Origin of the sequence: Fodinicola acaciae, from assembly GCF_010993745.1 — a bacterium.
GTDB classification, from domain to species: Bacteria; Actinomycetota; Actinomycetes; order Mycobacteriales; family HKI-0501; genus Fodinicola; species Fodinicola acaciae.
The window spans coordinates 49,318-72,568 of record NZ_WOTN01000004.1 but is presented as its reverse complement, the minus strand read 5'-3'; the positions used below and the strand labels follow the sequence as shown (position 1 = coordinate 72,568).

Genomic DNA, 23,251 nt, shown 5'->3' with positions numbered 1-23,251 from the left:
GTCCGGTGCTTGGAACACTGGCCGGCTGGCACCATGTCGCTGCTTCGGGACGGCGTTTTGTAATCGGGATGTCGTATTTTTCTGTCACGTCATAACGTTGATTACGTTGTGGACGTAAATGCCGTTCTTCAGTTAGACACGACGGCTACCTGACCGCTTGGCCTTCCCTTTCTGTACGGATGTTCGCACGACGGGTAAGCAGCGATCGCTACGTATCGGGAAACTGGCCGGTACGCCGAAGGGTCGGTGCTTATCGCGCCATTGGTTGCGGCTGGCGCGCGCCGTTAGGTCGGGGCGGCCCCTTCAGTGGCGGGAGAGGGCTCGCCGCAGCAGGTCTTGGAGCGTGTCTTGCTCCTGCTGGGTCAGGCCGGTCAGGAGAGGTTCCTCGTCCCGTAGAGATGTCAGCAGCGTTTCCCGGCGCTGGGCACCTTCGGGGGTGAGCATCAGCTGTTTGGCTCGGCGGTCGGTGGGATGGGGGCGCCGTTCGAGCAGGCGTTGATTTTCGAGGTGGTCGATCACGACGGTGGCGTTGGACGGTTCGCAGCTCATCCGCTCGGCCAGTTCCCGCATGGTCATCGGGCCGGTCAGCTCGCGGAGCGCGGCGGCCTGCGCGACGGTGAGGCCGAGCTTGCCCACTCGCTCGCGCTGCCGCGCGCTGTTTTGCATGTCCAGCTCATGCACCAGCTTGCCCAGCTCCCAGTCCTCGGCTACCTGTGCATCCGACATGGTCATGAGTCGACTCTAGCAATCTCCTTCAACCCATGATAGTTATGACTTGAAACATTGAAGTCATAGCTAGTTGGAGGTTGGACACATGGACAAGGCATCGCACCTGGGCGACCGGCTCCGGCGGCCCTCGGGCATCCGGACCCTCACCCTCGGGGATACGAGGCTGAGCTACGTGCCCGACGGTGTGGCCACGCTCAAGGCCCGGATGTTGCTGCCCGATCCCACTGAGGAGGACTGGGTCACGCACGCCGCGTACCTGGACGAAAGCGGGCACCTGGTGGCCAGCGTCGGCGGGCTGCTCGTCGAACGCGACGGCCGCGGCCTGCTCATCGATGCCGGGGTCGGCCCGTTGACGGTGGGGCCGCCGATGAATCCGTTCGGCGTCATCACTGGCGGCGCGCTGCTGGACAGCCTCGCCTCCCTGGGCCGGCGCCCTGCCGACATCGAGGCCGTCGCGCTCACCCACCTGCACAACGACCACTTCGGTTGGGCCTGGCACCCGGCTTCCGGCAGCGACCACCCCGCGTTCACCGCGGCCGACTACCTGGTTGCCGAACCCGAGTGGACCCAGCGCCATTTCGCCGAAGCGCAGGGCCTGGGCGACATGATCAAGGCTCTGGAGCCGCACGTGCGCACCGTCGCCGACGGCGAGGAGATCTTCCCTGGTGTGACCGTCAAGCTCACCCCCGGCCACAGTGCCGGACACGCCGCCTACGTCATCACCGCCGACCGGCAACGGGTCGTCGCCTTCGGCGACGCTTTCCATTCCCCGCTCCAGATCAGCCACCCGCTATGGAAGAACACCTTCGACCACGATCACCAGCTGTCCACCAGGCTCCGCCACGACCTCGTCCTCGAACTGGCCAAACCCGACACCATCGGCTTCGGCGTCCACTTCGCCGACGTGCCCTTCGGCCACGTCCACATCGAACACGGCCGATCGGCCTGGCGGCCCATCGACGCCTGAACTCGGCCGGGCCGTCTACCGGGCAGGCTGAATTTGTATCCATAGTTCAGAAATTGGAGTGTCGTGAACCTCAACCTCACCAACAAGACGGCCGTCGTCACCGGCGCCAGCCGCGGCATCGGCCTTGCCACCGTCCAGACACTGATTGACGAAGGCGTTCAAGTCATAGGCGCCGCTCGGACCATCACGCCCGAACTGAAGGAAACCGGCGCGCGTACGGTGCCGGCAGACCTGAGCACCGCCGACGGAGTCGCCGCCGTCATCGAAAGCGCTCTGGCCGAGCTGGGTGGTATCGATCTGCTCGTAAACAACGTCGGAGGCGGCGACAAGGCGACCGTCGGTTTCCTTAATGTCGACGACACCGAATGGACCAGCATGTTCGACCTCAACGTGCTCGCCACCGTCCGTGCCACTCGGGCGGCCCTGCCCAGCCTCATCCGGCGCCGCGGCGTGATCGTCAACGTCTCCTCGATCCTCGGCCTGATGCCTGGAGGCTTCCCGGTGGCGATGAGCTCGGCCAAAGCGGCACTCAGCGCGGTCGGCAGGTCCCTGGCCGAGGAATTCGGCCCTCAAGGCGTGCGCGTAAACACAATCTCTCCCGGGCTGGTCCGCACCTCCGTCTACCAAGACCCGAACGGCCAGGTCGGCCAGTGGGCCGCCGCGGCCGGCGTGAGCCTTGACGACTTCGTCCAGCAGATGGTGCAAGCCCAGAACGTCACGACCGGCCGCATGACCGAACCCGAAGAAGTGGCCGCCCTCATCGCATTCCTGCTGTCCGACGCGGCCGGCAACATCACCGGCGCCAACTACGTCATCGACGGCGGCACAATCAAAACGATCTAAGCCACAAGAAGGACGACATCCAAATTCCGACGTCCAGTCAGGTCTTGCGTACCGCCCCTTTGAAGCCAGCGACGAACAGCGTGGCGAAGGCCCAGGCGAGTACTCGGAGCCCCCACCCACCATCGCGCTGCAGGTCAAACACGAGCTGCAGGTCCTGTCGCAGCACCTGCTGAAGTCGGGCGCGATCAACGCCGGCGTAAAGGTCGCGCGCGCCAACGCGCTGAGTCAGCTCAAGATCATGTGTCAGAACGGCACGATCGAGGACGAGCGCACCTACGAGCACGATCCGTATCCGCCGCGTGGATAGAGCGCGAACTGTCGGTGGCCACGTTCCCCTGGCGCGGTCGCCGACAGTTCACTGCGTCGCCCGCCTTGCCTACGGCAGGGCAGGCATAAATGGGATCGACGTCACACACTCTTTTGATCACGACGTGACCTGCATCATCGTCAAGTCCACTCTAAAGATCCTTAGAGTTTTCCCTTACATGACAACACTGTCGTGGCCAGGCGCCGTTGTCATCGCCTCGGTTAAGCGTCATGCTGAGCGGCGTACCGCAGCCGCGGCAGGGTGAAAAGGAGGTCCCAATGATTGATCAACAGACAGGCCGGAGTCGGTACGGCTATCGGCGAATCGCCGATGATCTACGGCGACAAATCGACAACCAGCAGCTCGAACCTGGTGATCAACTGCCAACCGAAGATGCGTTGATAGATCAGTACGGTATGTCCCGCACCACAGTTCGGAATGCTGTGGCGGTGCTCAAGCGCGAAGGCTTGGTCGAATCGAAGGGTCGGCTTGGTACGCGGGTGCGCCTTATCCGACACTTCGAGTACGACGCATCGACTGGTGATACATGGACCCAGATCGAGTCTGCTGGCTGGACGCCGTCTCAGCAGTTTCAGATGATCATCCATCGCCCGGACGCTAATGTCGCGCGGCTTCTGGAATTGGGCACTGACGAGCTGGTGTGTGAGCGCCGGTGCCACCGACTTATCGACCGCGAGCCATGGTTCACCGAAATCTCTTACTATCCACGTGACATTGCCGGACGAGCCGGCCTTGAGACGCCGGCGAAGATAGCCGAAGGCGCCAAGCGCCAGATGGCTCGATGTGGGCTTGAAGAGGACGGCTATTCCGACACGGTCTATGCGCGCAATGCCACGTCAGTAGAAATTCGCGATTTCAACCTCGCGGCTGAGACCACTGCGGTTATGATCCACGATCGCCTGGCCAGGATTGCGGAAAGGCCGATCCTGCTGACGCGGCATGTCCTGCCTGCAGACCGCAATCGAATTCGGTATGAGTCGGTCAGGTTGACGTGATCGCTGCGGCACGACTTCGCTGATCAGTCAAAACCAGCTGACGAGCTGCTGACCGTCATAGGTCAGGGTGCGAGGCTACGCTGGTCGAGTAGTGACCATCCGGCCTGGATCATGGCCGCGGTGCATTGGGCTATCACAAGGATATTCTTCTCGGAGGCGGTTAGCTTGACATGAAGCACCCGCTCCGCCGCCCTGGAGACCTCCTCGCGGTCGAGCAGGTTGAGCGCTGCCCAGGTGCGACCGTGAGCAATCCCGCTGCAGAGCATCCAGATTAAGGTCGCATCATTGCGGTCAAGCGGTGTCCCTTCCTCCGCGGCCAAGCCAACGATGGTGCTCCATGCCACCGGGCGGGCTGCGATTTGGGCAATCCGCTCTTGCTCTAACCCTCTAGCCCGCGCTAGATCTTGTAACTTTTGTTTGCGCTCCTCCAAAGACTTGTTCGCAGGTACGTCGGTGAGCGCGCGTGCATTTTCACCATCACTGAAATCAGCCCACTGAAGCCGGAGCCTGCGGAAGACGCGCTCGTTGCGGGACTGCGGTGCCAGTAGCCAGACCGCGATGGACGCATTCTCAAGCGCCGCTCGAAGCAGGGTAAACGGCACGCGACCATGGATGACTTGGGCCCTTGTGATGAGCTGCCGGAGGCCGTCGAGATGGTCGACGGCGCTTACCAGAGCGCTGATCACGGCGTGGGAGATATGGTACGGAGCTGTCGCATTGTCGTCGCCAAGCAACGAGCTGCCGGCCGCCGGATCGCGAGGTAAGGTCTGCGCCCGACGTAACCAAGGATCTGTCAAGACGAGTATTTTGACCAGTGAATTTAGTACCGCTTGATCTGTACATTGTACGCCTGCATTCATCATGGTGGTGGTTCGCCTTACGTCTCTTTTGCTGAGCCCCGTGGTGCGCTATTCTTTCTGCGTTGCGAAGCAGACCCCACACGCTCGCGCCATCCAGCGAATGCGTCTAGTCAGTCTTTGCCTTTGCCGCCTAGCCGCGCCAACAATGTACGTCAGCGATAAAGGGAGGACGCAATAGTATTAAGGTCGAATGCGCCCCAGCAAGCGCCTTTCAGTTCATGCCCGCGGCCTGCCCATCCCGCATTGATGACCTTCAGGCCACGAGCCTGAATTCGCTCAACAGCAGGCACGAAGTCTGCGTCACTGGTGACTAGGACGGCAATGTCGTATGCGTCCTGCCACGCAAGGGAGAGCATATCGGTGACGATCGCCGCATCAACGCCCTTCTCCGGCTTTGATACGTACGCGTGAGCACATTGAGGGCAATTGCTCATTGTATGTTTGCAGCTTTTGCAGTACACCTTACGTGGCTGCGGCGCTCTTTCCCTTATTGACACGTGCCAACTTGGTAGACGATCTATTGTGTTAGTGAGCCATTCGCGAAGGCCGGTTTCACCAATTGGATCGACAGAGGCATACAGAAGTGTTTCTTCAAGATCTAGCGGGTCAAGCAGTCCCACAGTCGACAATACACTGGCTGAGGCATTGATGATCGCTGGCGACAACGCTTTCCAGTCACATTTGGCGTTAGTCGTGGCTGCGTTCCAACTTAGTTGGAAGTTCCAGAAGTCAATGAAGATCCTAGTACGACGTGCCATCTCCAACCCTTTCAGTACAGAACCCTCCAGGCAGCAATACGGGGAGCCCAGTTCGGACTCCCCGGCGGTGCCATGCGCGTACAACGATCCGTTGTCGCGGGGTTGGAATGAGTCAAACGGTAGCTCAAGATCTCGGCACCGTCAACGGGCGGTCTTGACCTCTGCGAGCGGGAGGTTGGCCCCATCTGCACTCCTACTGCTATGTAGAGCCTGCATCACTCCAAGTGTGCCGTAGGAAACCACGACCTGCGGCCACCTTAGCCAAATGGCTGAGCGTAACCATCCGAACGAATGATCGAACTACAGTCGTCTCGGGTGATTGGGAGGCCCAACCGATGAACAGTGTGACACGCGTCGACCTGAGGGGCTTCGCCTACTCTGACGAGCAATCCCACTGCGGACCTAGGCGCTCTAGGATTGCTCGTATCGGCAGGTCGAGGGCATCCGCCACGTGACAGAAAGTCCAATGACGATCAGGCCGAGGGCGAGAGCCAGTCTGCGCAGCTGGTCGACAAGGCCGACAGCCGCACATTCAGCCGGACGCTGCCCCTGTGTCTTCGAGCTGGCTATCGCTGAGGGTTGAGGACACCTAGATCGTGCGCATCGCGTCGTCTCTCGCGCGGATCCATCCGGCTTCAGACGCGGGCGGATGAGCGAACCGTACTAGACATGTTGCGCCACCAGGAGGCAGCCGTCCGCGCAGCAATCGGAGCCTCCCGCTGGCTGAGCACGTCGAGTTGCGCGTCGTCACCGCTGACACCCAGGGCGTACACCAGATCCGCCAGAACATCGGCACTCCGTTGGTCACGTTGAGCGTGCCAGCGGTGGAGATGGAAGGACACGGCGCCGCGCCAGATGTCGCTAGAGCGACCAGCGGTCATGTGGCCGACGTAAAGCGCAGCCGCGGAGGGAACTTTTTCTGGTACGTCGCGTCGCACTATCAGGTTGTGCAGTACGCCGGCGTGAGCGTCGTCACCGATAACGCTGAGAGCGTTGACCAGAGAGACGGCGATATTCACGTCCGCCATGGTGGACGGCCGACGCAGTTCGTCAGCCAGAGCATGCGAGACGCTGCGGCGGTACGGGCTGGCGGCCAGGAGCATGGCCAAGCACAGGCGGATATCGAACAGCGGCCCAAATAGCAGCTCGTCCAGGAGCACCAGCAGCAGGTCGTCATGGAAGTCTTGGCGGTCCGCGTCCGCCGCGTTCTGGATACCGAGTAAGACGCGGCGGATGATCACGTCGGCCGTCGTTGTGTCGGCCAACCGCTGTTGTTCGAACAGCTCGTCGGCGCGATTGATGCATTTGGTCCCGCGTGCGTCGGTAAGCAACGCGCTGCGAACTTGCTCGGCAAGTCTCCGGGTGCGGGCACCTGGTGGTAGATCATGTGTCAACTCGGCGGTGATGCTAAGGAGCCGTTGCCGGTCGTCGGCGCTGAAGTGGCCGTACTGGCTCTTGCGTACGCAACCGAGCAAGGCGCGTTCGGTTCAGCGCTCAGCCGCGAACCGATCGAGGTGTGCATCTACCGACTGACGACATACACAACTATTCCAATAACGCCTCCAAATGCTGCGAGCACCAAGAGGAAGATAAAGCCGCCATTTTTTTCGATGAAATGTTCCCACTTGGGCCTTAGCCAGTCTCCGAGCCGTTCGATGACCATCAGGGTCCCACTTAGAGCATAAAAGGCTGCAATCAGCCCGATAGCACCTAGGATTATTGCAACGATCATTCTCGGCCTCCCATGCAGCAGCCTTTAGCGGACGTTGCCGCTGCTATCGCCGCCGACTAGTCCAGGTTGAGACGTCGATCGATACTCCATTCGCCAAGATTGGTGCTTCGACCTCGCTGGAAGCGTGTTAAAGGTCATCGAGTGCTTCGAAGAGTCTCTCTGCGTAGGTCTCACCGGCTTGGCGAACCCACGATGCGCGAACGATGCTCAACCAGGCGAGCGTAAGTAACAGATGGATCACAGCGACGGTAGCAACCTCACCGCGGAAGCCCCGCAGACCCATGATGGATGCGTCAGCAATCAAGGCAAACGCCAGCAACGTCAAAGCTACGGGCTTAAGAGCGTACAGATTCCTCCGAAAACCGTACCCGATATTCTCGTCTAGGACCTGGCCGAATCGCTTTTCGTCTGAGCGTAGGCGGACTATGAGTGCCCGAGTGGCGTCAACGTAGTGTTCGTCGGCGATCTTTGGATCCTGTTGCTCTGTTAGCTGATCAGGCAAGGTGCGTTGCTGGATGGCCTCCAATTTGGTCCGCCGACGCTGCCGCGTGACGCTGTTAGTGGCGGTGCGCCATCGCAGTAGCCGCGTTGTCGGCATGCCGTCCCAGCGACGTACGAGCCGCTGCTCCACCGTCTGGCCGCGACCGCGAACGTAGTGGGCCAGGAAGAAGAGTCCGCCAAGAGAAGCCGCAATTGGCCAGATCCATGTCAGCTGTTCGCGCCAGAATGCCGCGGCGAGCACCAGGATGGGTGCGAGTGTGATGAGGCCTGGATACAGGCGGGCCTTACGTTCGTACTTGTTGAAGAGCCCGCCAAGGCTAATCATCGTCGGCTTCGTCGAGCGGCGGGAACGGTTGAATCGGTCCCCACCCAGGACGTGGAGACTTGCCGCCATAGACGCAGATCGTTTGTCCTTCGGTCGCCACTACGCGACATCCTCGACGGCCGAGCGCGTTAACGATCTTCGGGGCCGGATGCTTTTCGTCCGCCTTGGCTGAACTTATGCAAGCTGATGTTGTCGAGAAGGGTGCGAACTCAGTGCCGAACATGCGGTCTAGGAGCGTTGGGCCGAGGTTGCGGCGACTGCCATGATGTGGCACCTGGAACAGATGCAACGGATAATTCGAAAAGACACCTACCGTAGTGTTCTCGTAGTAGTCGACAGCCTGCGTTAGAGCCGGAATGCCCGCATCGCCGGTAAGGAGGAGCCGTTCATTGTCGGCTCTGATCAGCGTGATGACGGACATATTGTTGCGATGGCTGGTATCGCCTTCGTCGTCGGTTAGTGTCTCGGGAGGATAGGAGTTCAGCGCCCGTTGCAGCAGTGACTTCGCTTTACCGAACGTAGCAGTCAGGGCCCTGCTCGCCAACGATACGGCCTTGCCGCGTACCTCGGCCAGGTAGTCGTCCAGTAGTTGTTCGTAGTATGTCCTAGTAGGTCCCAGAACTGCTACCTGGCCGTCGAAACGAGTGAGACCTGTCCAAGGTTCAGTCACCAGCACCCCCTGATTCGATGCCGTCTCTAGAAGGCTCTTAACAGCGGCATAGTTGCTGAAGTCACCTTCGAGGTTCCGACGATGAAGTCCCGGCCGGTGGATCAATAGTTCGTCAACGTCGAGCTGGCTCAGTGCAACTTCGAGGCCGTTGAGATGATCCATATCCGGATGAGTGGAGATCATCAGGTCGACATGATCCGTGTCGTAGTAATCGGCGAGATGCTTAACTATCGCATCGCCGGTTTCGTTGTACCCGCCGTCGACGACCAGTACCGCCTCTCGGCCGAGTGACGGCACCGTGAAGCGAGCCGCGATGGCATCACCGCTCTTGGATCCCGTACCTGAGGTCGTTTCGACCGGCAGGAAGTCGAGCTCGAACATCCCAATCCTCCATCATGTATACCAGCGCGTCCATACGCTCGCCCTGGCAGTCCCGTTTGACGTAGTGTGCGGCCAACCAGGAGGACTGTGGCGCTGTTGACTGAAGATTCAACCACCTCCGTATATAAGGACGAGCCAGCTAGCAGCCGTTACCGTTCGCATCCCGCGGGCCGCAACTTTGCTCCAGTGTTGTCGCCGACCGACCGAGGTGTCGGTGCCACCATTGGGTGGATACACCGAGGCAAAGGGCTCTAGTCGCAGATCTTCTGCGACGGCACGCCGGTGCTGTCGTCGGCGTACTGCCGACGTAGGCCGCTTGGCCGCAATCTTGTAGTTCTGGGAGAAATCATGACGCTCGCCATTCCCTCCGACCGTCCGGTGGGCTGGCAGCCCATGCCTGATGGCCGCCAGGCCTACTTGAACGGTCGTACTTGGTGGGTTGCCGAAACAGGCCCGCAGTATATCGAGGGGCGGCCGGCTACGAAACCGGGCATCATCGCATTGCATTCCGTGCTTACGGTTCTGACGTTCTGGCTGTGCGGCGGCTGGGGCTGAGTATTCCTCATTCACGCAGTGGCAGCCCGGCAGGTGCCAACCGGTCGCGCCATTCCGCTGCCGAGCCCGGGGTCCGCTGGCTGAGGGAAAAGGACGGGATCACGATGGCGTCGCCGACCCCACCGCTGCCGGCTCCGCCGCCCACCTGGCTGCAGTGCCTCCGTCGTATCGGCGCCAGTGCTGGGTTGCTGTCGTTGTGCCGCTGTTAGGTGGATGGGCTATCCGTGCGGTGCTCGACTCTCTTCCAGAGCTGACCTGAGATTTGCTGCAATATTCTCAAATGTATGGAAAGTGCCGCGCTTATGCCAACGTTCGACCTGAGTGATAAGAGAGCCAAGCGCAGTCAATGCTGCCGATCTGACTGACTCACATTCCTCATCGTTAAGCTCGGTCATGCCTGGGACTGCCTTACCTAGTGATTCATCGACGTCCGCTAGGAGTCTGTATAGATCGCTGTCCGGGATCGAGGCACCGTTGATCGTCGCCGCTCGCATATATTGCTCCCACGCCGTCCGCAATCCATCGCGCCATTCACTTGATATCTCTCGTCCGAGATATTCAGCTAGGCCGAACATTGCTCCGAGAAGCTCCCTAGCCCCCGCCAGCCCAGCCTGTTCGCGCGCAAGTAGCCGCGTGTTATTGCGGGTCCTGTACAAAACAACGAGGGCCACGCAGAATGAGATCAAACCGCTCAGCAGAGCCCCAGTACCTGCACCGATCAGCGGTGGCAAGATGGTCTTCCAGTCCATGGCGGAAGTGTAGGGAGTCGACTGCGATTCGTGACTTCTCCGAACAGCCAGCAATTCGTGTCTGCGCAGTGACTGTTGCAACGCGCTGGTGGCCTTCAAGAGGTCTTCGACGCCGTTGCCGCGCAGATCTCGTCCTGGCCGGGTGGCCGTCAGTTCCTGGGCACCGCCAGCGTCGCCACTTCCACCGTGCTGCCGTCCCTCGCTGGCACATGGTTGGATACCTCGGCCACTACTGACACTTGCCCTGGACAGATGAGACTGCCGACAATAAATTACGCACTGCGTCCCGTGGCTGAAGACCACTTCTGAACGAGGTAGAACGTTGGGACGAACAAGGTGAATGCCATCGTTTGGCTATCCGAAACTCGCGGTTCTGCGGGCGTAAGGTACCGCAGCGAAACCTCGTCGTGCGACGACCGCGACGACCGCAAGACCTTGATACGACCGCAAAGGCGATCTTCGTAGCCGTGGACGTTCATCGTTGTGCTGATGAACGAACTGCAGTAGGCATATTTCGCCACCAGGCGGCGGCGATCCGTGCGCTAGCCGGTATGTCGCGCTGGGCGAGTACGTCCAGTTGAGCGTTGTCACCGGTAATGCCGAGTGCGTACGTGAGGTCAGCCAGCAGATCCGCGCTCTGCGCGTCCTGTCGTGACCGCCATCGATGGAGGTGGAACGCGGCGGCATCTCGACACGCGTCACTGGGGTCACCGGCGGTCATGTGCCCGATGTAGCGCGCAGCTGTGGACCGGACCTTTGCTGGTACGTCCTGTCGGATGATCAGGGTGCGGAGTACGTCCGCTTCCGTCTTATCGCCGATGACTGCCAGTGCCGTGATTAGTGCGATGGCGACATTAGCGTCAGCTGTTGCTGTCGACCGTCGGAGTTCGGCCGCTAGCGCGCCGGCGATGCCGCGGCGGTAGGGACTGGCCGCCAGCAGCATGGCGAGGAAGAGCCGGATGTCGGACAGCGGACCGAACAGCAGTTCATCGAGCAGTACCGGCAGGAGATCATCATGGAAGTCGTCGTGCTCGGCAGTCATGGCACTACGGATGCAGACTAATAGCCGACCTGTAATCACCTCAGCTGTATGGGGGTCGGCCAAGCGATGCCGCTCAAACACTTCATCTGCGCGGAGAATGCGGACCGTGCCGGACGCCTCGGTGAGGAGCGCACCGTGGATTTGCTCGGCGAGCCGCCTGCGGCGGGCACTCCGCGGCAGGTTGCGGCTGAGGTCGGCAGTAAGGCTGAGTAGCTGGTGGCGATCCTCAGGACTGAAGTGCCCGTACTGGCTCTTCCGCACGCAGCCGAGGAGCGCGCCGTAGAATGCCTGGTCATTGGTGGGATGTTTGAGCTGTCGCACCAGCTGATAGCCAGCGTCAGGGTGTGGGCTGGCATCCAGAATCGAGAGAGTGTCGATGAAAACCTGGTTGCTCGGATCGGCTGCCAGGTCGGCGCAAGCGGCGACTGCGGCACGTTGACCAGTCGGGTGAGCCAGCAGCCGACTGAACGACTCGTAGCGCTGGGTCCAGGCAGTGCCGTCAGCGATGATTAGCTCGGACAACAGGCGCTCAGCCATCCGTGGCCAGCTGCCGCGCCGTAGGAGACCGATGTGCGGCTGTCGGGCGACGAAACTGGTCAGCTCGTCCCACTCGCTGCCGGTGACAATTGCGTCCTGGTGGACTTTGTCGAGGATATCGGCCAAGTGGTCATGGTCATTTTCAGTCAGGCTCTCAACTCCCGGTCGAAGCAGCCGCGATGCACTCTCCAGGTGTGGTGCCAGGTAGCGGTTGATCATGTCGAGGACTGATACCAAGGACCCGGGCAGGAGGTGTAGCAGCTCCTCGTAGCGGGCTACGGCTGGCTCAGGTGCGACAGCAACGCCGGTTTCCCAGCGCGAGATTTTGTAGGCATCAACTGGCTCGGACCAGCGACCACCGTGGAAAGCCGCGGCGAAGACGCTAACTGTCGGAAAGGGCTTGCCTGGGGCGCCGAGACGGCTTACTCGCAGGAGCCAAGCAGCGAGCACGCGCTCTGAGCCAGAACCGACTCGCCGAACCTGCAACGTTGTAGTGCGTGGTGGCCGGCCGCTAGGTCGTGGACGACTAGCTTGCTGGGTCATGAGCAGCACCCCCGTGCTGTGGGGTTTTTGCGATCTTGAACTGGTGATGCAAGAAGTACACCACGTTTTGTGAGCGAGCGTATCGTCCATCTCGGCAGAAGTCTTCCAGAGATTGTTCAGCTGTCTCGCAGGTAATGATGCGGAGAGGTGGACTAAACACGGATTTCAGAAGCTTCAGTAAAGCTAGGCTAAGATTCAGGACATTGGGGACGTGAGATGAATATCCTAAAGTTCGACCTCCGCGATTCGGCGCTAGAGGGCTTCCTGGTTCAGACTCTCTCGCGCTCCAACTTGATGGATCGCGGTCTCGGTCAGGAACGAATTCTAGAGCTAACAAGCTCAATGGTGGCTGACCATCCCGAGGTGAGAGGCGAGCTCTTGGAGGCTCACCCTGCACTCGCGGGTTTCGTCAGTGGTGACGCTCAGGCTGGCTTAGCGTTGATACTTGGCTTACCTCGGCCGCGAGCGCACGATCTTGCTTTGATGGTTCTCGGTGAAATTCTCGGTCATGTGGTCAAGTTTCCCAACGAGGGCGACTATTTGATTGAGATCAAGGAGGAGCCTGCGGTTCGCAGTCAGCGGCCGGGGTTTAACAACTCTAAGGAGTTCTTCGGTCACACGGACTTGTCATATGCAGAAGACCCGCCGATATTCATGTGCCTTCATAGTATTACGAACGACTCTGGCAGCGGAGGCATTTCAGGATTCTGCGACCTGGCGGATATTTTGCCTCTCCTGTCTGCGGCTACAATCGAAGAGTTGCTTCGGGAGCAGTTTCTATTCCCTGCGCCACCACACTATGCCGGCAGCGGTTCGGTTAAGTGTTCAATCCTGACTGAAATCGCGAACGCCCCCGGCTATGCTATCCGCTTTCGACGGGATAACCTTAGAAGTGCTACCCGCCAGGGTGCCGAGGCGGTCCTACGCTTGTGCAGCGTGATCGAGCAGACGACATCGGAGATTTTTCTTGAACCGCAATCTGTGGCGATCGTAAATAATCGACGAGTTCTGCATTCTCGAACAGCTTTCATTAGTAACGAGGCTGCTCCTCGTCACATCAATCGACTGTACTTCGCGCCGACATTCGAAAGGAATCGCAGTGTTGTATGACCTCTCTCACCCGGTCAACGACGTTGGCCCTTGCACGTTTGCTACCAACGATAAGAGACCTAGGGTGTCATTCGAGGAGGGTGACTCGCATGGACACCTATTCATCACGTCAAGAATCGACAATCTATATTCCAACACCGCGACGCATGTTGACCTTCCTGGGCACCTTGTCGAGAGTGCGCGGTTCGGTTGGCCGACTGTAGGTCAGATACCAATCGATCGCTTCATCGGGCCGTGCGCAATCCTCGATTTTTCACATCGGTGTGAAGCCCTACAAGACTGGTTCACGGACGAAGGCGTCTTTCGGCGCGGTAGGCTAGAACGTTTTGATGAGTTCCTCGCCCTCGGTAGAGGTCTTGGTGTGTCGCGCCTAGAGCTTGAAGGTGCACTCAAGAGCGTTGACGCGGTCATACCGGACCTCAAAGGGGTCCTCCTTTACTCCGGCCTGTCGAGATTCTGGACCAACGGAGTGTTTGAATCATGGGAACATGCGTACTTCTATGCACCATTCCTGATGTCAGACGCGATAGAATTCCTCATTGGCGAAGCCTCGGCCCTAACGTTTGTGGGAATCGACGCTTTTCAATTGGAGGATCCAATTTCGAATCTCCGCGGAGACGAGCTGCCTTTGATTTCGAATGAGCTGAGTGTCATCGAAGCCAAACGAGGCGTGCGGACGATGGTAAAGGCCGCAGTCGCCCATTGGCGCGAACGCAGCGTGCATCAACAACTCTTCGAAGCGTCGGTCGTAATTTACGAAAACCTAAATGTACCCGCCGCTCTTGCGAATAAGTGTGGGACGTTTAGTGGGCCACCTCTGAATCTTCAGCTTGAGAGCTTGAACGACAATGCGCTGGTTCGCCCGTACTTCGTTGTAGACTAGGTCCTCATGCCGCTGCGTAGATGCGGAATTTATTCGACGAAACATTTCTGGTATCATGGATGATGGAAATGCGTATACTGACGTTAGAGTGCAACGAATTTAGTTTCGCGTGTAAGCAGCGACTAGAGTTTGCGGATCCCGTTACCGCGGATGAGAACCGCTCTGGAAGCTGGGACCACTGCCTTCTGTTACTAATCTCAATCGAGACCGCTGACGCGTCGAAGATCAACAGGGCAGTCAAGGCAATCCGGCGGATCGCGCGAAATGTCGGTACGCAACAGTTGGTCTTCAACGCCTTCGCCCACTTGTCTGAGGATCTTGCTGATCCAGAGGTTTCGAGTCGACTCCTGGCGGAGCTGGTCGCTAAGATGGCTGACTCGGGAGACTGGGAGGTGTCATCGACGCCATTTGGATGGCATAAGGAATTGAACATGGCTGTCGCTGTCGGTCCGTGGTCACAGAAATTTATTCACCTATAGGAGAAAGAAATGGACAACCTCACACAGAAGATCGAGAGCCGGCTGAAGGAGCTTGGAGTGGCATACAAGCTAAGTCATCACGAGCCGGTCGCAACGAGCGCTGACGCCGCGCGCGTACGAGGTGTCGCCCTATCGAGCGGAGCAAAGGCACTTTTAGTCAAGGCGAACGAGGTGTACGCGCTCTTCGTCGTGCCCGCCAATCGGCAACTCGACTGGCGGGCCGTTAAGGCGACGTTGACCTGCAAGAATGCACGACTCGCTACTGAGGAAGAACTCCTTGAGAAAACCGGACTCATCAAGGGGAGCGTACCACCATTCGGCAACCTCCTTGGCTTACCCGTTTACGTCGACGGTGATCTAGGTGAGGAAGAACTCGTGCGATTCAATGCAGGTTCGTTGACCAGCTCAATTGAGATGCCTGGTGGCGACCTCTTGAACGCAGTCGAAGGTGAATGGGGCTCCTACTCAAAGCCTCCGAAAGCTGAATAACCAGTCCGCCAAGTTGAAGGAGTTCGATGACCGGGCCTGACCAGCGGTTCGTTGCGCGCCGGATGATTGATGAGACTGGTAGAGTCGTCCCGTACGCCTATATCTGTGTCACCGACGGTGTGATCTCGGACATGGACTCTGGAAAGTTTACAGGGTCATTAAAGGACGTCATTGACCTCGGTGACTGTACGCTTATGCCTGGCATGATTGACGCACACGTCCACCTGTCAGGTCGCCGGTCGTACGAGATGAGCGATCGCGTGATAGTCAGTCGCGATGTCAGGGTGCTACGTGCGGCCGATGATCTGCGTGCGCTTCTCCGGGCCGGATTTACAACGGTGCGAGACGTGGGTAGCGACATCGCCTTATCGCTTACAAGGGCTATTCGTGATGGGTTGATTGAAGGCCCGGATGTTTTGGCGGCCGGCCCGATTATTGGCCAGACTGGTGGACATAGTGATCACCGATACTTGCCGCTCGAACAAGCGCGGCAATTTGAGGGTGCGATGCTCGCAGACGGTATTGACGAATGCCGTCGAGCGGTCCGTATCGCTGTGAGGGCTGGCGCTGATCTAATCAAGTTCTGCACCACAGGTGGCGTCGGCTCCGAAGGTGATCACCCCTCGGACAGTCACTACACCATCTCCGAGGCGACAGCGCTCGTTGAGGAGGCACATCGGCTTGGTCGAAGAGTCGCAACCCATGCACAGGGAGCGAAGGGAATCATGACTGCCCTTGTCGCCAACGTCGATACGATTGAGCACGGAACATATCTCGATGATGCATCAGCTACTCTCTTTCTGAAAACTGGCGCTATCCTGGTCCCAACGGTCGCGCTCAGGGATATTTTTGTGCAGACCCAGAAGGATTTTGTGAACGTTCCGACTTGGCGCCGTAGAAAGCAGTCCGAGGCGATTGACGCAATTGAGGCTGGGTTCCAGCTGGCGAGGCGGTGTCAGATACCTCTAGCCTGCGGGAGTGACTACACAGGGGTGCCACCGCGTGTTCACGGCCAAAACGCTGACGAACCAATTGCAATGGTTAAGATGGGACTAGCCCCAGCCGACGCAGTGCAGGCTCTCACACTTGGTGGCGCGAATGCGCTGGGGATTGCTGACGAAGTCGGTACTTTAACAATCGGAAAACGCGCGAACATGATTGCGGTGCAAGGTAACCCTCATGAGAACATTCATGTTCTTAAATCAATAAGGGCTGTCGTTAAAGATGGTCGAGTTGTCGGTTAGGTACCGTCGAGCGCCTTCCTATGCAGCGGCTAGGTATCAGTGCGTAGCAGCCAGTGTCCCCGTTGACGGGGTGCGCGATCATGATTCGTCGCTTAGAACTTGCCGAGCCACAGCCAAAGCCCTATCTTGCCCAACAAGGACAGCTACTTCGTAAAGGGCCTCACCAGCGGCATGCGTCGCGTCAGCGGCGAGGGCTTGGTAGGCCGTTTCGTACGCCCGCGCCAGCTTCCACGTCCGTTCGGCTTCGGCGCGGTTGCCATCCAGTTCTTCGGCTTCGTGGCTGGCCATGGCCGCGTCTTTGCTGGCCTTGAGCAACCACTGCCGCAGTTCGCTGTCGCCGTACTGTCCAGCGTTGAGCGCGGCCGTCGCCTCCTCGCGGCCGGTGGTGACGGCCGCCGTGTCCATGGCCAGGTCGACGACTACCGCGGCGACGCGCCGGCAGATGGCGTCGTCAGCAGCGGCCAACTGCTCGTACAACTCCTTCGACAGCAGCTTCAGTCGGTTAGCGGCCATGCTTTGGTCCTCCGGACGGGCGTGGTGGTGGATCATACGGCGGACGCAGGTCTGGTGGCGGTGGTTGACGCTTGCGTGTCGGCAATTGGTTGGTCTCGCGCTGGCGTTTTGTCAGCGTGCTCGGCACGATGCCTTCGGCCCGAATGGCGTCGTCACACTCGTAACAAATGTCAAAACCCGCGCCCATGGCACCGAGCCGTTTGCCTAATTTCTTCAGGTAGCGGATACCGCGCATCTCAGCGTCGAGCCACTCGTTGTCCGGCGGCACGGTCAGAAGGTTGCGGGCCTCGATCAGCTCGTTGACAGCCTCCGGGAACTCACCGCTGCGACCGCTGGCCATGAGCAGCCGTTGCGGGTTGCGGCCGTCGGGGTCGGTCATGACCATGGCGCCGATGCAGGTGCGCTGGATGTACATGTTGAGCCGCGGTGACCAGTCCCACGGCACAGCCGCCTGGCCCTCGCTGGACATCCGAGCTGTCCAGTCGTTCCACTCTTCGCCAACACCGCGTAGTGACCGACGGCCTTTGGCCTGAACAGCCAGCAGGCGAGCAATCCCATCGTTGTCAAATGGATGCTCCCCGCGCATAGCCGGCATTGTGCCAGCATTAGGTGCGGATTGTAACCAACCGTGCGCATTCCGTACGTCAGGAGACTGCTGCCGGTCGCAACTCGGCCGGATGGTCGGACGACATCGTCGAGATGCCTACGCGGCGTCGAAGACCGCGGGATTGCCTAATCAGGCGGCCAGCCGTACGCGAGTGCAGTCCCGACAACGATGCGGATTAGGGATGTCCCACCAGGCCAGCTGGGGTGTCAGTACCAGCAGCTCGGTGCCACAGAGGGCGAGTTGCGTACTGTCGGCGGCGAGATGGGCCACAGCGCAGTCACGGCGCGGGGCTACACGTTCCGGCAGTTGGAGCCGGTCCCAACCGACAAGCGTCGCACCACTGTCCATGTCGTCAAGGGTGAGCCTGGCGGCCGGTCTGAACCAGCGGTCAAAGGTGCGGTCGGCTACGCCGAACGACGGCTGACCGTAACTCAACAGGCAGACTATGTATGGCCATTAGGCCTGCTGGTTGTAGCGTGCCGCAGTCGGCGACCAGTCACGACATGCGCCCGGATGCAGATGAAGATCTGCCGCTCGATGCTAGTCCACGGTCTGAGTGGCAACTTGCTGACGGCGGCCAGCTCGGTCGGGTTGGTGACTTTCTCGGATGGTCCGATGGCCACCACACCCCAGCCGTGCCCGACGGCTTGGTCGTACTCGTCGACCTCGAAGGCAACGATGGCACCGCGGGCTGCGGTGGCGAGCCGGCCAACTGGCTGAGTAGCCAGCAGGTCAAGGCACTGATCATGGTCAAGCAGTTCAAGGCCGTTGCTGTCGTGCATGGCATGTTTCCCAACGTTGGAAAGCAGGTTGGGACAGTCTGCATACGACGGCGCGACAGCGGAAGATCGGCCAGTGCGACCAAGCGGTGCCCACCTCGGCTCCGGCGGCTGCTCGGGCCCTCCCTCAAGACCGAACCGCCAGCGTGGAACCGAGATGAGACCCCTCCGGACAAGCTGTCGTGCCTATGAGCACGTGGTTTGTCCGCGAATGAGCATACGCAAGGCTACGGATTGTTCGCGAGTCGGGACGCGCTGCAATCGGCCATGCCTAAACGCAACAGCGCCCCGGTCGATGTTGGCGGGGCACTCCGTTGCGTGTATGGGCTGCTAGTGCTCGTCGACCGCAAAGCGATCGGCTTGAACGCCGATGACGAAGGCGCCCCAGCTGGTCGGCGAAACGGTCAGGATGGGACTCTGGTCGCGCAGTTTGCTGTCGCGGACAAGTAAGTGGCCGGTGAGGTAGTCACTCACCTCGACACAGTTGCCACCACCGCCGTTGCTGCGGGTGCTCTTGCGCCACGTTGCGCCACTCAGGTCATTCACGGGAGTGCCTTTCTATCTCTTCTGTGATGAGTGTGGCCGATGCCTTCTGGTCAAGCGCGCACGCCTCCAGACCTTCGCGGATGTTCTGATACGACTGAACCTCATCCGGATCGTTGAAGAACAGCGACCCAATCAGAGTCTCGACGTACGCGGTGCGCGGTTCGATCGGTTTTTGGGTTCGGTGGTCGATCGGGAAGTTGAGGATGGAGAACGGGCCGCTGGCAGCACCAGCATGAGTGCCGACATCGAACGGCACGATGCGCACCGAGACCGAGGTGCGCTGCATCATGTCCAAAAGGTGTTGGAGCTGTTCGACGATGACGGCTGGGCCGCCGGTCGGCCGACGGATGACGGCCTCATTGAGAACGACTGACAGATGCGGCGCTCGTGGCCGCGTCAGCAACGATTGCCGCTCCAGTCGGACATTGACGAGCTTCTCGATCTCCTCGTCCTCGGGGTGACGCATGCCAGCGCGAAACAGCGTCTCGGCGTAGGCGCCGGTCTGGAGTAGACCGGGCACCACCTCAGCTCTGCTGTTTATCGCCATCGCCCAGCAAGCCACCAAAGGTGGCCAGAACATCGCCATTGGGCTCATGTGCGGACTCGGCGACACCAAGACCAGCTTCCGCGCCAGCCTGGTCGGCTACTGGGGCGTCGGTGTACCGGCGATACTGCTGTGCGCTTACGCGCTCGGCTGGCATGCCGCAGGTGTATGGATCGGGCTCACCTGCGGGTTCGGTGCCACCGCAGTACAGGTCCTGATCCACTTCATCCGCGCGGACACTCACCGGCGGAACCAGCCGAGCCGACAAACCAACACCGGCCTTCCGCATTCCCGTACCACCTGAACGTCGTCGTTAGAAAGGTGACACGTCAATGAGAAAATACGGAAAGTCATGGCGCGGCATCCGAAACGGATGGCCGCTCGCTTGTCCACCTGGATCCGGTTGCCGGTACGGCTCGCTGCACTGCCGCTGAACGAGCCCGCGAGAGTGCCCGCTCGGATCGCTTGTTCGAGGATCCGCTGGCTGACGTGCTCGCCGGCGAGGAAGGCCGCGCGCTGGTGGCCGCGGGCATGGACAGCCGCGCTTATCGGCTGACATTTCCGCGCGAGCTGGCCTCCTCACGCTCAAGGACCAGCCGCTTACCCAGGTGGGTGTCGTGCCGCGATGTGGGCGGCACTCAGTTGGCGTCGATTTGACCGCCAACTGGGCTGATCCACTGGTGGTCGGGCCGAGTAGTCGCTGCCGCCCGCTGCTTGACTGAATATTCAGTTAAGGTGTTATGATCGGCGGCAAGGCAACTACAAGAGCTTGGACAAGGCCGCCGGGGCAAGGCGTCTGGTGCCGTCAAACACAGGTCGGCTTAGGTGGCGTTGGCGACACGGAGCGGCAGGTTGCGAGGACAGATGGCGCAGGAAACTGCGGACAGTCGCAGCGGTACGGCGCAGGATTCGACGGCTAGGCGGGAACAGTTGCTGCGTTCCGCGCTTGCGGTAATCGTGGCGCGTGGCTATGCCGACACTCGGATCACCGATGTCGCCGAGCACGCAGGGGCGTCGCCTGCCTTGGTCATCTATTACTTCAAGACCCGTGACCAGCTGCTCACCGAAGCGCTGCGGTACTCCGAGGACGGGTGGTACGCCGCGGGAACTCAGCGGCTCGCCGCCATCCCGACGGCCGCGGGGCGGCTCACCGAACTGATCGCGATGACCTGCCTGCCGGACACTGACCCTGCGGCGAGCACAGCGTGGCTGCTCTGGCTCGACCTCTGGGCACTGTCGCCGCGCAATCCCGGTGTGGCAATGGTGCGTCGCAAGTTTGACGAGCGGTGGCGGGAAACGATCTCGTCTACTGTGCTTTCGGGGCAGGAAAGCGGTGAATTCAGTACAGCGGTTGACGCCGCAGAGTTCGCGGTGACCCTGTCAGCTCTACTCGATGGAATGGCCGTACAGATAGCACTGGAAGATCCTGACGTGCCACCCTCACGCGCCTACGAGCTGGCCATCCGCTATGCGGCGGGCCAACTCGGATTCACCTGCGATTTGTCTGGGCATTCGCACAAAGTTCGATAGGCATGATTCTCGCCTCACCACAGGAATACGCCGCGGGCTCAACAAGAGGCGCCAACGTCATCGGATCAGGCACGTCAGCGCTGGCATTCTCTTGAAGTTCGCCTGCTTTGGCGTTCGCCGCGAAACCGCTCTTCCAAGAGGATCTTCGCCGCCGATACCGAGATCAGGACTGCGGACGCATACTAGAAGGGAGCAGTTGATGACGTCCTTTCCAAAGGTAACGACCGAACTTCCCGGCCCCCGTTCGAGGGAGATCTTCGAACGCCAGGGGAGAGTTTTCTACCGGCAAATGCACCTGAGCGAAGGGTCGCCATTCATCTTGGACGGCAAGACCTCGGAGGATTTCCTTCGCGATGTCGATGGAAACACGTTCGCGAATCATCTCTCTGCCTGGGGCGCCTCGCCGTACGGCGCGTTCCCTAAGGAGGTCAGAGAGGCGACTGTGGAGGCATGGGATCGATACGGCATGGAAATCTCGTGTTTCCTACAGTCGCCCCCGGTGGTGGAGCTGGCCGAGCGGCTGATCGCGTTGGCGCCGAGGAACATCACTCGTGTCGCGCCGACGGTCACCGGAACGGAGGCGGTTGAGGGTTCGATCAAGTTCGCTCGCGAGAGGACAGGTCGGCCGATGGTCCTCGCGTTCCTGGGGCAGTACCACGGCGAGTCGACCTACCTGGCGGCCACGACGTCGACCGAGCTCTCCTCTGAGTCCTCTGGGTACGCCTCCTACGTTCCGGGCCTGGTATTTGCCCCGTATCCCAGTCGTTACCGGGCCCCGTTTACCTCCGGTCCTGGTCCGCACGATGACACCGTCGTCATCGACTACATCGAGCAGTGGCTGCTCCGGCACCAAGTCGAGCCGACGCAGATCGGCGCGGTCCTGATCGAGCCGATCGCCGGTGAGCTCGGCGTTTACGCGCCCTCGCAAGCCTTCTGGGACGGCCTTGAGCGGCTGCGCCGGCAGCACGGCTGGCTGCTCATTTGCGACGAGATCCAGTCAGGGATGGGACGTTCCGGTCCGGTGTGGGCCGGCGACCTGTGGGGCCTGGAACCCGACATGCTGCTGGTAGGAAAGGGATTTTCCGCCGGCGGTCAGCCGATGGCGGCAATTCTCGGCACCGACGAGATCATGGCGGACTCTCACGTCTACACGACCGGCACCTATGTGTGGGAACCGGCAGCGGTCGCCGGGGCCCTCGCCGGATTGGATCTTCTCGAACCAGCTCGGCGGAATGCCCTTGAGCTGGAGCGAATCGGCCTCGACATACTCCCGCCGCTCATCGATCAATATAAGGAGGTGGGTGACGTGCGTCAGTATGGAGCCTGGGCGGCCATCGAATTCGTCACCAACAAAGAGACCAAGCAGCCAAATACTGCGGTCCAGGCCGCTTTCCATCAGGCCGCGTTACGTCGAGGCGTGTTCGGGATCAGTGCACCTGAGAAATGGGTGTACCGAGTGCAACCGGCGTTGACAATGGCACCGGAGCTGTTCCGTTGGTCTTGTGAACAGCTCGTGCAGGCTGTGGGCGATGTGCTGGATTCATGATGGTCTACGAGCAGCCTCGGTTTCGGATCTGATTTATAACCTCGAAACAGGGACGGCGACGACGATGAATGAGAATGACGGGCAGCGTGACGCTACAAGGATCGATCTGACCGCGTCGAAGTCGGTTGACGACCTCGATATCCGGCTCGAACCGATTGACGCGTCCACCGTGATCCAGGGGCTGCCACAAGCCGGTTTGATGGAACTGCTGACCTACGCGGAACCAGTTGAGGTCGGTGTGTGGGAAATGTCGGCGGGCGGATGCCGCGACGTGGAAGCCGACGAGTTCCTTGTCGTGATCGCGGGGTCCGCGGTCGTGACCGTCAACGACGGCCAGCCTCAACTGCTGAAACCTGGCGACATGATGCGCTTCAGGCGAGGCGATCGGACCACCTGGACGGTCAAGGAACGCATCCGAAAAATCTACGTCACACCGGCAGCCTAGGCATTGTCCGCTGGATAAATA

Annotated in this window: 28 protein-coding genes; 13 read left to right on the top strand and 15 right to left on the bottom strand. The window is 60.2% G+C overall.

Features of this window, described 5'->3' with window-relative positions; all coding sequences use genetic code 11:
• Positions 1 to 303: 303 nt before the first annotated feature.
• Positions 304 to 732, bottom strand: coding sequence for a MarR family winged helix-turn-helix transcriptional regulator (locus tag GNX95_RS35585; protein ID WP_222854202.1), 429 nt, complete (start codon positions 730 to 732; stop codon positions 304 to 306).
• Positions 733 to 814: 82 nt separating this feature from the next.
• Between GNX95_RS35585 and GNX95_RS35580 the strand changes: the two genes are divergently transcribed.
• Positions 815 to 1,696 carry an MBL fold metallo-hydrolase gene (locus tag GNX95_RS35580; RefSeq protein ID WP_163512203.1) on the top strand — a complete coding sequence of 294 codons (882 nt, stop codon included), beginning with the start codon at positions 815 to 817 and terminating at the stop codon, positions 1,694 to 1,696.
• Positions 1,697 to 1,759: 63 nt separating this feature from the next.
• On the top strand, positions 1,760 to 2,539 hold the full coding sequence (locus GNX95_RS35575; RefSeq protein ID WP_163512202.1) for an oxidoreductase: 780 nt from the start codon (positions 1,760 to 1,762) through the stop codon (positions 2,537 to 2,539).
• A gap of 37 nt (positions 2,540 to 2,576) precedes the next feature.
• Here GNX95_RS35575 and GNX95_RS35570 read toward each other — a convergent pair whose 3' ends face one another.
• Positions 2,577 to 2,822 (bottom strand): hypothetical protein, encoded by a 246-nt coding sequence (locus GNX95_RS35570; RefSeq protein WP_163512201.1) that lies wholly within the window; start codon positions 2,820 to 2,822, stop codon positions 2,577 to 2,579.
• A 302-nt stretch (positions 2,823 to 3,124) separates the two neighbouring features.
• Here GNX95_RS35570 and GNX95_RS35565 point away from each other — a divergent pair, with 302 nt between their 5' ends.
• Complete coding sequence (locus tag GNX95_RS35565) at positions 3,125 to 3,862, top strand: GntR family transcriptional regulator (RefSeq protein ID WP_163512200.1); 738 nt, start codon at positions 3,125 to 3,127, stop codon at positions 3,860 to 3,862.
• 62 nt (positions 3,863 to 3,924) lie between these two features.
• On the opposite strand, the gene GNX95_RS35560 is transcribed toward GNX95_RS35565, so the two are convergent.
• From GNX95_RS35560 to GNX95_RS35535, 6 genes are all read right to left on the bottom strand, one after another.
• Positions 3,925 to 4,659, bottom strand: coding sequence for a hypothetical protein (locus GNX95_RS35560; RefSeq protein WP_163512199.1), 735 nt, complete (start codon positions 4,657 to 4,659; stop codon positions 3,925 to 3,927).
• A gap of 215 nt (positions 4,660 to 4,874) precedes the next feature.
• The gene (locus tag GNX95_RS42790) at positions 4,875 to 5,480 is read right to left on the bottom strand and encodes an NYN domain-containing protein (protein ID WP_222854201.1); all 606 of its coding nucleotides are present in this window, start codon (positions 5,478 to 5,480) and stop codon (positions 4,875 to 4,877) included.
• A 635-nt stretch (positions 5,481 to 6,115) separates the two neighbouring features.
• On the bottom strand, positions 6,116 to 6,811 hold the full coding sequence (locus tag GNX95_RS35550; protein WP_163512198.1) for a hypothetical protein: 696 nt from the start codon (positions 6,809 to 6,811) through the stop codon (positions 6,116 to 6,118).
• A gap of 191 nt (positions 6,812 to 7,002) precedes the next feature.
• Complete coding sequence (locus GNX95_RS35545; RefSeq protein ID WP_163512197.1) at positions 7,003 to 7,212, bottom strand: hypothetical protein; 210 nt, start codon at positions 7,210 to 7,212, stop codon at positions 7,003 to 7,005.
• 127 nt (positions 7,213 to 7,339) lie between these two features.
• Positions 7,340 to 8,038: a hypothetical protein gene (locus tag GNX95_RS35540; RefSeq protein ID WP_163512196.1), complete on the bottom strand. Its 699-nt coding sequence runs from the start codon at positions 8,036 to 8,038 to the stop codon at positions 7,340 to 7,342.
• Complete coding sequence (locus tag GNX95_RS35535; protein WP_163512195.1) at positions 8,031 to 9,089, bottom strand: ComEC/Rec2 family competence protein; 1,059 nt, start codon at positions 9,087 to 9,089, stop codon at positions 8,031 to 8,033. Before GNX95_RS35535 ends, GNX95_RS35540 begins: the two co-directional genes overlap by 8 nt.
• A gap of 348 nt (positions 9,090 to 9,437) precedes the next feature.
• Between GNX95_RS35535 and GNX95_RS35530 the strand changes: the two genes are divergently transcribed.
• Entirely contained in the window at positions 9,438 to 9,644 is a 207-nt protein-coding gene (locus tag GNX95_RS35530) for a hypothetical protein (protein ID WP_163512194.1), read from the top strand.
• Between the two features lie 218 nt (positions 9,645 to 9,862).
• Here GNX95_RS35530 and GNX95_RS35525 read toward each other — a convergent pair whose 3' ends face one another.
• Together GNX95_RS35525 and GNX95_RS35520 are read right to left on the bottom strand one after the other, a co-directional pair.
• Positions 9,863 to 10,393 (bottom strand): hypothetical protein, encoded by a 531-nt coding sequence (locus GNX95_RS35525; RefSeq protein WP_163512193.1) that lies wholly within the window; start codon positions 10,391 to 10,393, stop codon positions 9,863 to 9,865.
• Between the two features lie 475 nt (positions 10,394 to 10,868).
• Positions 10,869 to 12,191 carry a hypothetical protein gene (locus GNX95_RS35520; RefSeq protein ID WP_163512192.1) on the bottom strand — a complete coding sequence of 441 codons (1,323 nt, stop codon included), beginning with the start codon at positions 12,189 to 12,191 and terminating at the stop codon, positions 10,869 to 10,871.
• A 687-nt stretch (positions 12,192 to 12,878) separates the two neighbouring features.
• Between GNX95_RS35520 and GNX95_RS35515 the strand changes: the two genes are divergently transcribed.
• From GNX95_RS35515 to GNX95_RS35495, 5 genes are read left to right on the top strand one after another with little or no spacing between them, the layout of a single operon-like run.
• The gene (locus tag GNX95_RS35515; RefSeq protein ID WP_163512191.1) at positions 12,879 to 13,625 is read left to right on the top strand and encodes a TauD/TfdA family dioxygenase; all 747 of its coding nucleotides are present in this window, start codon (positions 12,879 to 12,881) and stop codon (positions 13,623 to 13,625) included.
• Positions 13,615 to 14,508: a cyclase family protein gene (locus tag GNX95_RS35510; RefSeq protein WP_163512190.1), complete on the top strand. Its 894-nt coding sequence runs from the start codon at positions 13,615 to 13,617 to the stop codon at positions 14,506 to 14,508. Before GNX95_RS35515 ends, GNX95_RS35510 begins: the two co-directional genes overlap by 11 nt.
• 20 nt (positions 14,509 to 14,528) lie before the next feature.
• Positions 14,529 to 14,987: a threonyl-tRNA synthetase editing domain-containing protein gene (locus tag GNX95_RS44545; RefSeq protein WP_425483937.1), complete on the top strand. Its 459-nt coding sequence runs from the start codon at positions 14,529 to 14,531 to the stop codon at positions 14,985 to 14,987.
• Positions 14,988 to 14,996: 9 nt separating this feature from the next.
• Positions 14,997 to 15,476 carry an aminoacyl-tRNA deacylase gene (locus tag GNX95_RS35500; RefSeq protein WP_163512188.1) on the top strand — a complete coding sequence of 160 codons (480 nt, stop codon included), beginning with the start codon at positions 14,997 to 14,999 and terminating at the stop codon, positions 15,474 to 15,476.
• Between the two features lie 26 nt (positions 15,477 to 15,502).
• Positions 15,503 to 16,720: a metal-dependent hydrolase family protein gene (locus tag GNX95_RS35495; RefSeq protein WP_163512187.1), complete on the top strand. Its 1,218-nt coding sequence runs from the start codon at positions 15,503 to 15,505 to the stop codon at positions 16,718 to 16,720.
• A gap of 78 nt (positions 16,721 to 16,798) precedes the next feature.
• On the opposite strand, the gene GNX95_RS35490 is transcribed toward GNX95_RS35495, so the two are convergent.
• The 5 genes from GNX95_RS35490 to GNX95_RS35470 all read right to left on the bottom strand — a co-directional run bounded on the left by GNX95_RS35490 (position 16,799) and on the right by GNX95_RS35470 (position 19,751).
• A complete protein-coding gene (locus tag GNX95_RS35490) occupies positions 16,799 to 17,233 on the bottom strand; it encodes a hypothetical protein (RefSeq protein ID WP_163512186.1) in 435 nt (144 codons plus the stop codon).
• Positions 17,223 to 17,819, bottom strand: a complete 597-nt coding sequence (locus GNX95_RS35485; RefSeq protein ID WP_163512185.1) for a hypothetical protein — start codon at positions 17,817 to 17,819, stop codon at positions 17,223 to 17,225. The genes GNX95_RS35490 and GNX95_RS35485 overlap by 11 nt, the downstream gene beginning before the upstream one ends.
• Positions 17,820 to 18,283: 464 nt before the next feature.
• Positions 18,284 to 18,622 carry a pyridoxamine 5'-phosphate oxidase family protein gene (locus tag GNX95_RS35480; protein ID WP_163512184.1) on the bottom strand — a complete coding sequence of 113 codons (339 nt, stop codon included), beginning with the start codon at positions 18,620 to 18,622 and terminating at the stop codon, positions 18,284 to 18,286.
• A gap of 327 nt (positions 18,623 to 18,949) precedes the next feature.
• The gene (locus tag GNX95_RS35475) at positions 18,950 to 19,165 is read right to left on the bottom strand and encodes a DUF397 domain-containing protein (RefSeq protein WP_163512183.1); all 216 of its coding nucleotides are present in this window, start codon (positions 19,163 to 19,165) and stop codon (positions 18,950 to 18,952) included.
• A complete protein-coding gene (locus GNX95_RS35470; RefSeq protein WP_163512182.1) occupies positions 19,158 to 19,751 on the bottom strand; it encodes a DUF5753 domain-containing protein in 594 nt (197 codons plus the stop codon). The genes GNX95_RS35475 and GNX95_RS35470 overlap by 8 nt, the downstream gene beginning before the upstream one ends.
• Before the next feature lie 7 nt (positions 19,752 to 19,758).
• On the opposite strand from GNX95_RS35470, the gene GNX95_RS35465 reads away from it, so the two are divergent.
• The 4 genes from GNX95_RS35465 (at position 19,759) to GNX95_RS43605 (ending at position 23,230) form a co-directional block, all read left to right on the top strand.
• A complete protein-coding gene (locus GNX95_RS35465) occupies positions 19,759 to 20,013 on the top strand; it encodes a hypothetical protein (RefSeq protein WP_163512181.1) in 255 nt (84 codons plus the stop codon).
• A gap of 560 nt (positions 20,014 to 20,573) precedes the next feature.
• On the top strand, positions 20,574 to 21,239 hold the full coding sequence (locus GNX95_RS35460) for a TetR/AcrR family transcriptional regulator (RefSeq protein ID WP_163512180.1): 666 nt from the start codon (positions 20,574 to 20,576) through the stop codon (positions 21,237 to 21,239).
• Between the two features lie 199 nt (positions 21,240 to 21,438).
• The gene (locus GNX95_RS35455) at positions 21,439 to 22,785 is read left to right on the top strand and encodes an aminotransferase class III-fold pyridoxal phosphate-dependent enzyme (RefSeq protein WP_163512179.1); all 1,347 of its coding nucleotides are present in this window, start codon (positions 21,439 to 21,441) and stop codon (positions 22,783 to 22,785) included.
• Positions 22,769 to 23,230 (top strand): cupin domain-containing protein, encoded by a 462-nt coding sequence (locus GNX95_RS43605; protein ID WP_246281895.1) that lies wholly within the window; start codon positions 22,769 to 22,771, stop codon positions 23,228 to 23,230. Before GNX95_RS35455 ends, GNX95_RS43605 begins: the two co-directional genes overlap by 17 nt.
• The last annotated feature ends 21 nt before the right edge of the window (positions 23,231 to 23,251 follow it).